7 protein-coding genes are annotated in these 9350 nt (G+C 34.6%); 5 read left to right on the forward strand and 2 right to left on the reverse strand.

Translation table 11 applies throughout. The features are described 5' to 3' along the window. Nucleotides 1–54 precede the first annotated feature (54 nt). On the reverse strand, nucleotides 55–2202 hold the full coding sequence (locus DOK76_RS10840) for an LTA synthase family protein (protein WP_206967677.1): 2148 nt from the start codon (nucleotides 2200–2202) through the stop codon (nucleotides 55–57). Nucleotides 2203–2418: 216 nt separating this feature from the next. Between DOK76_RS10840 and DOK76_RS10845 the strand changes: the two genes are divergently transcribed. The 3 genes from DOK76_RS10845 to ybaK are packed head-to-tail and all read left to right on the forward strand — an operon-like array spanning nucleotide 2419 to nucleotide 4893. Beyond that, on the forward strand, nucleotides 2419–3600 hold the full coding sequence (locus DOK76_RS10845; protein WP_206967680.1) for a class I SAM-dependent rRNA methyltransferase: 1182 nt from the start codon (nucleotides 2419–2421) through the stop codon (nucleotides 3598–3600). A gap of 32 nt (nucleotides 3601–3632) precedes the next feature. After that, complete coding sequence (gene aroD / locus DOK76_RS10850; protein WP_206967682.1) at nucleotides 3633–4430, forward strand: type I 3-dehydroquinate dehydratase; 798 nt, start codon at nucleotides 3633–3635, stop codon at nucleotides 4428–4430. Beyond that, complete coding sequence (gene ybaK / locus DOK76_RS10855) at nucleotides 4408–4893, forward strand: Cys-tRNA(Pro) deacylase (protein ID WP_242542290.1); 486 nt, start codon at nucleotides 4408–4410, stop codon at nucleotides 4891–4893. Before aroD ends, ybaK begins: the two co-directional genes overlap by 23 nt. An 82-nt stretch (nucleotides 4894–4975) precedes the next feature. Here ybaK and DOK76_RS10860 read toward each other — a convergent pair whose 3' ends face one another. Beyond that, the gene (locus tag DOK76_RS10860) at nucleotides 4976–6250 is read right to left on the reverse strand and encodes a BaiN/RdsA family NAD(P)/FAD-dependent oxidoreductase (protein ID WP_206967686.1); all 1275 of its coding nucleotides are present in this window, start codon (nucleotides 6248–6250) and stop codon (nucleotides 4976–4978) included. A 139-nt stretch (nucleotides 6251–6389) separates the two neighbouring features. On the opposite strand from DOK76_RS10860, the gene gdhA reads away from it, so the two are divergent. Together gdhA and DOK76_RS10870 are read left to right on the forward strand one after the other, a co-directional pair. After that, on the forward strand, nucleotides 6390–7739 hold the full coding sequence (gene gdhA, locus DOK76_RS10865) for an NADP-specific glutamate dehydrogenase (RefSeq protein WP_206967688.1): 1350 nt from the start codon (nucleotides 6390–6392) through the stop codon (nucleotides 7737–7739). Between the two features lie 122 nt (nucleotides 7740–7861). Beyond that, complete coding sequence (locus tag DOK76_RS10870; RefSeq protein ID WP_206967690.1) at nucleotides 7862–9214, forward strand: glucose-6-phosphate isomerase; 1353 nt, start codon at nucleotides 7862–7864, stop codon at nucleotides 9212–9214. The last annotated feature ends 136 nt before the right edge of the window (nucleotides 9215–9350 follow it).

Consider the following 9350-nt stretch of genomic DNA (forward strand, 5'->3'; position numbering starts at 1 on the left):
AAATATGAATAAAAAAGACTTTAGCATGAAAACTAAAGTCTTTTTCGTTAATATTTATTCACTTTTTTCAGATGTTGAGGTTTGTGTTGTCTCTTTTTCCTTAGGTCCATAATACTCTTGATATGATTTTGTTTCATACATATCTTGAGTTGATTTATTACCATGTTGTGAGTAAACACTTGTTGATTTATCGCCTTTTTCTTTTTCAATGGCTGTCATTTTTTCTAGACCGTTTTTGTAGTCATAATCTTCTGGGTTAACAGGTTTCAAACCACTTTCAGTATAGAATCTTAATAAGTCACCATTTGTCAAAGCGTCAGACATGGTTAATTGTGTATTAGAAGCTTGTCGAGCTTTTTCGACTTCAGCTGCTTGTTCGTCAGTCAACTCATTTAATAATTCACCAGTTTCGTTTAAGTAAACAGATTGACCAATAATCGTGTACTTAGGTGTTACCACAGTACCATTTCTAAAGGCTACTACTTGATCGTGATCTTTAGATAATAAATCTTGACCTAATTGAATGTAGTTACTTGTATCAACACCTAATAAATGAAGAAGAGTAGGTAAGATATCAATTTGACCTGCATAAGTATCAGAAACTTTACCATTTGTTTGACCAGGGATATGGAACATAACAGGAACACGTTGCATTTGAGCGTCGTCAAATTCGTTCCAATCATCTTTAGATTTGCCAACTAATTCAGCTAAATATTTATTTCTTGAGTTTGAAATACCGTAGTGATCTCCGTACATAACAATGATTGAGTTATCGTAAAGACCGCTTTTCTTCAAGTAAGTGAAGAACTCTTCAACAGCTTTGTCTAAGTAGTTTGCCGTTGCGAAGTAACCGTTGATCGTTGGATCAGGTGTATTAGCAACTGGGAAACCAGCTTCATCACCCTTGAATTGAGAGTAAGGGTAGTGGTTAGTTACTGCAATAAATTTAGAATAGAACGGTTGTTGTAAATGTTCTAAGTATTGTACTGATTGTTCCATAAACGGTTTATCGTGTAAGCCATATTGGAAAGAGTTATCAGAAGTCACGTCATAGTAACTAGCATCAAAGAAGTAATCATAACCTAAGTGTTTATAAGTTTCATTACGATTCCAGAAAGCACCGCCATTACCATGGAAGACTGCACTTGTGTATCCTTGTGTTTGTTTTAAAATATCAGGAGCTGCTTGGAAGGTGTTTTTATCACCTAACTGAGTAAACAGAGGACCTTGACTTAGTCCAAAGAATGAATTTTCTAACATTGTTTCAGCATCACTTGTCTTACCAGAACCAACCTGGTGGAAAGCGTTACTGAAGCTATAGGTTTCATTTGAATGATATAAGCTATTGATAAAAGGTGTTACTTCATGTTCCACACCATTTTCGTCTTTCAACTTATAATCAATTAGAAATTGTTGGAAACTTTCTAAATGGATATAGATAACATTTTTTCCTTTGGCCATTCCAAACGTGTCTGGGTTTGGCGCTGATTGATGTCCTTTTACATAATTCTGAACATCAATTAAATCATTTTCACTTGCTTGAGCACGACGTTGATTAGCATGGTAAGTTTGCACACCGTCATAAACAGTAAAAACATTCATACCTAAATATTTTACAATGTGATCACGTGAGAAAGTACGTTTTAGTAATTCTGGACGATCCATTTCAGCTAATGTTAAGTTAGCTGCGAATAAGAACACTGAAAAACTTGTAATAGCTAGTGACGTTCTTGCGCGAACTGGACGCTCATCCATTTTGATTTTTTTAGTTGCAAGCAATACTATGATGACGATTGAGTCAATCCAATACACAATGTCGTATGGACGGAACATTCTCAAGGCACTTTCTCCAAGACCTGATGAAACTTTACCTGCACCTAGCATGGTGTTTACAGTAATAAAGTCTGTGAATTCTCGGTAGTAAATAACATTAGAGAATAATAAAAGTGTCGTTAGCATGGAGATAACGATCATCGAGATATAGGCTGCTTTTGGTCTTTTAACATATAATGCTGCGGATAAAAGAAAAATCGTAGTAGGTATAGGGCTTAGGAATAAAATGAAGTATTGAAAAGCATTTTCAATTCCTAAGTTAAAATCTACTAAGTAAGCAAAGATATTCTTTACCCACAATAGGATAGCTAATAGCCCAAAGAATCCTAACCTCGTGTTTAGTATATTTTTATAGTAATTATGTTTCACAGATAGACTTCCTTTCTATATTCCAACCCTTGTTTATTAAATCTGTAGTTAATATAAACATACTAATATATTTTACCTTCAAAAAAAAATTGTGTCAATTGTTATGAGTAAAAATTCAAAAATTCAGACTTTGGCATGAGATAAATAAGTGTGGAAGCAACTTCAAGAAACTGATATAGTAGATAGTGTAAATAGAAAGAGAAAAGGGCTTTTTTAATGAAACAAATTAAAGTAAGAAATAAAGCAAAAAAACAATTTAATCAACAATTTCCATTAATTCATAAAGAAGACTTATTAGTAGGAGAAACATTTGTCCCTGCCAATGAGTTTGTTGAGTTCAAAAGTGAAGACAACCAATTTTTAGGCTACGGCTATTTAGGAAGTCAAAATAAAGGGTTTGGTTGGGTTCTTAGTTTTAAAGAGAAAGAAACAATCACACCTAGTCTAATCAAACAAATATTAGTAAAGGCATTTAATAGAAGAAAACACTTTTTTTCTGATGAACAAACGACAGCTTTTCGTTTGTTTAATGGTGAAGGAGATGGCTTTGGTGGTATGACCATTGACTGGTATCAAGGTTTTCTAGTCATTTCATGGTACAATGACACTATCTATTCTTTTAAAGAAATGCTATTAGAACAAATCAAGAGTGCTTTACCTGAAGCAAAAGGGATTTATGAGAAAAGACGTTTTAAAGATGATTCTTTACCTGAGTCTCAATTTGTTTGGGGAGAAGAAGCACAAGAACCTTTAATAATTAAAGAAAATGGTGTTTCATACGCTACCTATTTAAATGAAGGTTTGATGACAGGAATCTTTTTAGATCAAAAAGAAGTCAGAGGCTTATTAGGTTCAGGTCTAGCTAATGGAAAAACTTTACTAAATATGTTTAGTTATACTGGAGCTTTTTCTGTTGCAGCTGTCAGTGGAGGAGCTACCCAAACAACTAGTGTTGATTTAGCTAAACGAAGCTTAGAAAAAACACAGGAACAATTTTTAGTAAATGACATGGATTTAGATCAACAACGAATTGTTGTTATGGATGTGTTTAATTATTTTAAATACGCTAAGAAGAAAGAGTTAAGCTATGATGTAGTGGTATTAGATCCACCAAGTTTTGCTAGAAATAAGAAAAAAACGTTCTCTGTAGCAAAAGATTACAGTAAATTGACTACAGAAGCAGTTGAAATTATCGAACCACATGGTATGTTAATTGCTTCAACGAATGCAGCTAATGTTTCTTTTGACCGTTTTGAGAAAATGGTTGAAAAAGGAATTACTAATGGTCAAAGAAGATATAAACCAATCAAACAATTTAGATTGCCAGAAGATTTTGTTGTCTCAAAACACTTCGCTGAGGGTAATTATTTAAAAGTACTTGTTTATGAGATTATTTAAGAAGAATTTTTTAAGAGATGGGAAAGATGCAGATGTCTAAGTTAAAGGTCAGAAATCTAACATTAGGAACAGGACAACCTAAAGTTTGTGTTTCTTTAATTGCTAGCAATTTTGAAGAGTTGTTTGCCGAAGCATTAAGAATTAGTAAGATGGATTGCGATGTAATAGAATGGCGTGCGGATTATTTTATGTATGTCAATGATATTTCGTTTATGAGAAAAGCAGCTTATTTTATCCGTTATGCCATTGAAGATAAGCCTTTAATCTTCACTTTCAGAACACTAGATGAAGGTGGGGGTCAAGACATTGAGATACCTTATTATTTTGAGCTAAATCGCTATATGGTTCATACTGGATTAGTTGATATCATTGATTTAGAACTAGCTAAGTTAGTAGATAACGAAACAGATGTGGTTCAATACGCTAAAAAGAATAACGTCAAAGTCTTGCTGTCAGCTCATGATTTTGAGCAAACGCCTAGTCAAAGTGAGTTAACTGAAACAATCTTTGATATGAGACATATGGGAGCAGACCTGTGTAAAATGGCAGTTATGCCTCATTCTATGTCAGATGTACTTGATATATTATCAAGTGCCAACCATATTCAAGAAGAAAGAGAAGAGATTCCCTTTGTGTTAGTTGGAATGGGAGAAATCGGACGCTTAACTCGCTTAACAGGAGAGTTATTTGGCTCTGTTTTAACTTTTGCGTCTTCTGGAAAATACGAATCAGCTCCAGGACAAATGAAAATACCTGAATTAAGGCAAGGCTTAGATATTATCGGGAAAAAGAATGAAGGTGCTTTATTTGGTGAAGAAAAAAGTCGCTAAAACAAATGCTGTTCGCTTTTTAGAACAGAAAAAAATTTCATTTAAGTTATCTGAATATGAATACTCTGAGGATCATTTAGGAGCTAAAAGCACAGCGAAACAGCTTGGGATTGAGGAATCAACAATCTTTAAAACGTTAGTAGCAGTGGGGAATAAGACAGGTCCGTTAGTTGCGGTGATTCCAGGAAATAAAGAATTAGATTTAAAAAAAATTGCTAAAGTTAGTGGGAATAAAAAAGTAGACATGTTACCGATGAAGGAATTAGAACCTTTAACAGGCTATATTCATGGTGGTTGCTCTCCAGTTGGCATGAAAAAACAATTTCCTACTTTTTTTGCTATTGAGGCAAAAGAGTTGGACACGATTCATTGTTCAGCAGGCATGCGAGGTTTACAGCTTGAGATTGATCCGAAAGTCCTAGTCACTTTATTAAGGGGTAGCTTTGAAGAGTTGACAAAATAAAAGACTAAACATTGTTAAAAAAAACAATGTTTAGTCTTTTATTTTTCTCTAATAGCAAAACGACTTTTGACCTACTCTATTTTTAGTAGTTAAAGTAACTTGCAATTTCTGCAGCGTGTTTTCCGGCAACATGTCCAGTAACAAAGGCTGCGGTGATATTGTAACCACCAGTATAACCATTGACATCTAGTAACTCACCAGCAAAGAATAAGCCGTCGACTAGTTTACTTTCCATGGATTTTGGTTTCACTTCTTTTAGTTCAATCCCACCACCTGTAACAAATGATTTGTCTAGTGGATAGGTTTCATAACCTGTAATAATAAAGCCTTTGACTAACTCTGAGAATGCTAATTTTTCTTCGTCTGTCAGTTGTTTCAATGGTTTATTATCATCGATGTTTAACTCTTTTAATAAAAACTCTAAATAACGTTCTGGTAATAAGTGTTTTAAGCCATTTTTAATGGATTTATTTCCTTGATCTGCTATTCGTTCATCAATAGCCTTAATTAAATCAGCTATACTCATTTTAGGTAAAGCGTCTAACACTAAAGTCACATCGCCGTAGCCAAGTTCGAGTTCTTTGTTAACAAACATACTACATCTTAATGCGGCTGGTCCAGATACACCAAAGTGAGTAAATAACATATCCATCTCATGTCCGACAATTTCTTTGCCTTTTTGATTCATCACAGAGAGTCTAATATCTCTTAAAGAAAGGCCTTGGAGAGTTTTTTGTTGGACAAAAGAATCTCTTGATTTAATAGGGGATTCAGTAGGGAAAAGTGGCGTAACTGTATGCCCTAATGCTTTTGCTAATTTATAGCCATCGCCTGTAGAGCCTGTGTATTGGAACGTTTTTCCACCAGTTGTTAAAATTACACAATGAGAAGAATAAGCCTGTCCCTCAGTCGTCACCACGCCTGTAACTTGTCCAGTTTCTGTTGAAACCGCCGACACAGTTGATTTCATAATAAACGTCACACCAAGTGCTTTTAGTTTTTTTTGTAAGCCTTCAATAATGGCTTTAGATTGATTGGCTACAGGAAATAAACGACCATGATCTTCTTCTTTTAAAGGGACACCATTTGATTCGAAAAATTCCATAATGTCATAATTATTGTATTGAGAAAAAGCACTATATAAAAATTTCCCATTACCAGGAATGAAATCGATGATTTCTTCAGGTGGGCGATTATTTGTGACGTTACAACGTCCACCACCTGTTAGTCGTAATTTTTTACCTAGCATTCTGTTTTTATCTACAATGGCAACTTTTGCCCCGTTTTCTGCAGCAGAAACAGCAGCCATCATACCACTTGTTCCACCACCTACCACGATCACATCAAAATCTGTCATCTATAAGCCTCCTTGTTTAGTCGATTCTTATTCTATCACAGTTTAATCATAAAAATAGAAAAAAGCTTCTAAGAAAAATTCTTGATATTTGAAAATTTTAGGCTATACTGAATCTATTAAAAATAAAGGGCGTGATGCAATGAATAATGTCAAAGAGTATTTAGTTAAATTAGAAGAAAATCAAAGGGAAAAGTATCCTAATCAACCCGAATACTTACAGGCTGTTGCAGAGTTCGTAGGAACTGTGGAGCCTTTTTTAGTAAAACATCCTGAATTTATGGAAAAAAATATTTTAGAGATGCTTTTAATTCCAGAAAGAATCATTGAGTTTCGAATTCCTTGGATGGACGACAAAGGTGCTTGGCGAATCAATACAGGTTACCGAGTTCAATATAACTCTGCTCTTGGACCATACAAAGGTGGTATGAGATTCCATCCGACTGTGAATCAAAGTGTGATTAAGTTCTTAGGATTTGAGCAAATCTTCAAAAATAGTCTAACCTCTCTACCAATTGGTGGAGGAAAAGGCGGAAGTGATTTTGATCCTAAAGGAAAATCAGACGGAGAAATCATGCGTTTTTGTCAAAGTTTAATGAGAGAATTACAAAAATACATTGGACCAAATGAAGATGTTCCAGCAGGAGACATTGGGGTTGGAGCAAGAGAGATTGGTTATATGTTTGGTGAGTACAAACGTCTAAATGGTTACCAAGCAGGCGTTCTGACAGGAAAACCATTAGCTTATTGGGGAAGTTTAGCCAGAAAAGAAGCAACTGGTTATGGCTTAGTTTACTTTGTGGAACATTTATTAAATGATTGCAATGATAGCATCAAAGGTAAAAAAGTATTAGTTTCTGGTAGCGGAAATGTGGCTATTTATGCTATTGAAAAAGCACAAGAATTAGGTGCTAGTGTTTATGGCTGTTCTGATTCATCAGGTAGCTTAATTGATCCAGATGGCATTGATTTAGATTTAATCAAAGACATTAAAGAAGTTAAAAGAGAGCGAATCAACACATATCTTGAACAACATCCGAATGCTAAGTTTTATGAAGGTAAAAATATTTGGGACATAGAGTTTGATTATGATGTGGCTCTACCTTGTGCAACTCAAAATGAAATTTCAAAAGAATTAGCTAATCAATTGGTTAAAAATGGTGTGGCAATTGTTGCAGAAGGAGCTAACATGCCAACTTCTTTAGAAGCCTTAGAAGTCTTAAAAGAAAACAAAATTATCTATTGCCCTGGTAAAGCAGCTAATGCTGGTGGTGTTGCGGTTTCAGCTTTAGAAATGGCTCAAAATGCACAACGTTTACCTTGGACTTTTGAAAAAGTTGATGCAGAACTGAATCAAATTATGAAAAATATTTACGAAACATCTCGTCAAACATCATTAGAATATGTGGGCGAATTTGATTTAGTCGCAGGAGCTAATATTGCTGGTTTTGCACGTGTGGCAGAAGCAATGGTTAGTCAAGGATTGGTATAGATAAGTTAGTTACAAGTAACAGAATTGAATTATTTCAGAAAATTTGATGTGAAAACTCTGAAATAATGGTAGAATGTTGATGTATTATTATGAACAAACACATAAAATATAGGAGGATGGCTATGTCACATATTAGTTTTGACTATTCTAACATCGGTAAATTCGTTGGTGAACACGAGTTAGGATACATGCAAGCTGAAGTTAGTGCAGCGCATAAATCATTAAAAGAGGGTACAGGAGCAGGTAGTGATTATTTAGGATGGATCGATTTACCTGTTAATTATGACAAAGAAGAGTTCGGCCGAATCAAAGCAGCCGCTGAAAAAATTCAATCAGACTCAGAAGTATTAGTTGTCATTGGTATTGGAGGATCTTACTTAGGAGCAAAAGCTGCTATCGATTTTCTAAACCACTCTTTCTATAATTTATTAGATAACGAAGAAAGAAAAGCACCACAAGTATTCTTTGCAGGAAACAGTATTAGTTCTTCATACTTAACTGATTTAATTCACATCATTGGTGATCGTGATTTCTCAGTTAACGTCATTTCTAAATCAGGTACAACAACTGAACCAGCTATTGCGTTTAGAGTATTTAAAGAATTACTCGTTAAAAAATATGGTAAAGAAGAAGCAAACAAACGTATCTACGCAACTACTGACAAAGAACGCGGAGCAGTAAAAGTAGAAGCTGATGCTGAAAATTGGGAAACTTTTGTTATTCCTGATGATGTTGGAGGACGTTTCTCAGTCTTAACGGCTGTTGGATTGTTACCAATCGCTGTAACTGGCGCTAACATTGATGACTTGATGACAGGTGCAGCAGATGCACGTGCAGCTTATAGTTCAGATGATTTAGCAACAAATGAAGCTTATCAATATGCAGCATTACGTAATGTGTTATACCGTAAAGGAAAAGTAACTGAGTTATTAATTAACTATGAGCCAAGCTTACAGTACTTCTCTGAATGGTGGAAACAGTTATTTGGCGAATCTGAAGGTAAAGACCAAAAAGGTATCTACCCATCAAGCGCTAACTTCTCAACTGATTTACATTCATTAGGTCAATACATTCAAGAAGGTCGTCGTAATATCTTCGAAACAGTTATTAAAGTAGATAAAGCACGTCATGACTTAACGATTCCTGAAATGGAATTAGATTTAGATGGTTTAGGTTACATTCAAGGAAAAGAAATTGACTTTGTTAATACAAAAGCATTTGAAGGAACTCTTTTAGCTCATACAGATGGCGATGTACCAAACTTTGTTATTACAATTCCTGAAACAAACGCTTATACATTAGGTTACTTAATGTACTTCTTTGAAATTGCAGTAGGTATTTCAGGTTACTTAAATAGTGTTAACCCATTTGACCAACCAGGAGTAGAAGCTTACAAGAAAAATATGTTTGCTTTACTTGGTAAACCAGGATTTGAAGAATTAGCTAAAGAATTAAACGAACGCCTAGGTAAATAGATTTCAGCATGTATTTTGGTTTCATGGTAATCAAAACATGTAGGCATTAAAATGATCGTGGTGGTACATTTGGTACTACAACTAAGACACAGTAAATCTTTTTGGTTTACTGTGTCTTTTTGGTGTGCCCTGCATG

This window comes from Candidatus Vagococcus giribetii, from assembly GCF_017316185.1.
In the GTDB taxonomy this organism is placed as follows: domain Bacteria; phylum Bacillota; class Bacilli; order Lactobacillales; family Vagococcaceae; genus Vagococcus; species Vagococcus giribetii.

Bases quoted from the DNA above. Each gene is read 5' to 3' on its own strand.
- DOK76_RS10845 (WP_206967680.1), top strand. From the start codon at position 2,419: ATGAAACAAATTAAAGTAAGAAATAAAGCAAAAAAACAATTTAATCAA.
- aroD (WP_206967682.1), top strand. From the start codon at position 3,633: ATGTCTAAGTTAAAGGTCAGAAATCTAACATTAGGAACAGGACAACCT.
- DOK76_RS10860 (WP_206967686.1), bottom strand. From the start codon at position 6,250: ATGACAGATTTTGATGTGATCGTGGTAGGTGGTGGAACAAGTGGTATG.
- gdhA (WP_206967688.1), top strand. From the start codon at position 6,390: ATGAATAATGTCAAAGAGTATTTAGTTAAATTAGAAGAAAATCAAAGG.
- DOK76_RS10870 (WP_206967690.1), top strand. From the start codon at position 7,862: ATGTCACATATTAGTTTTGACTATTCTAACATCGGTAAATTCGTTGGT.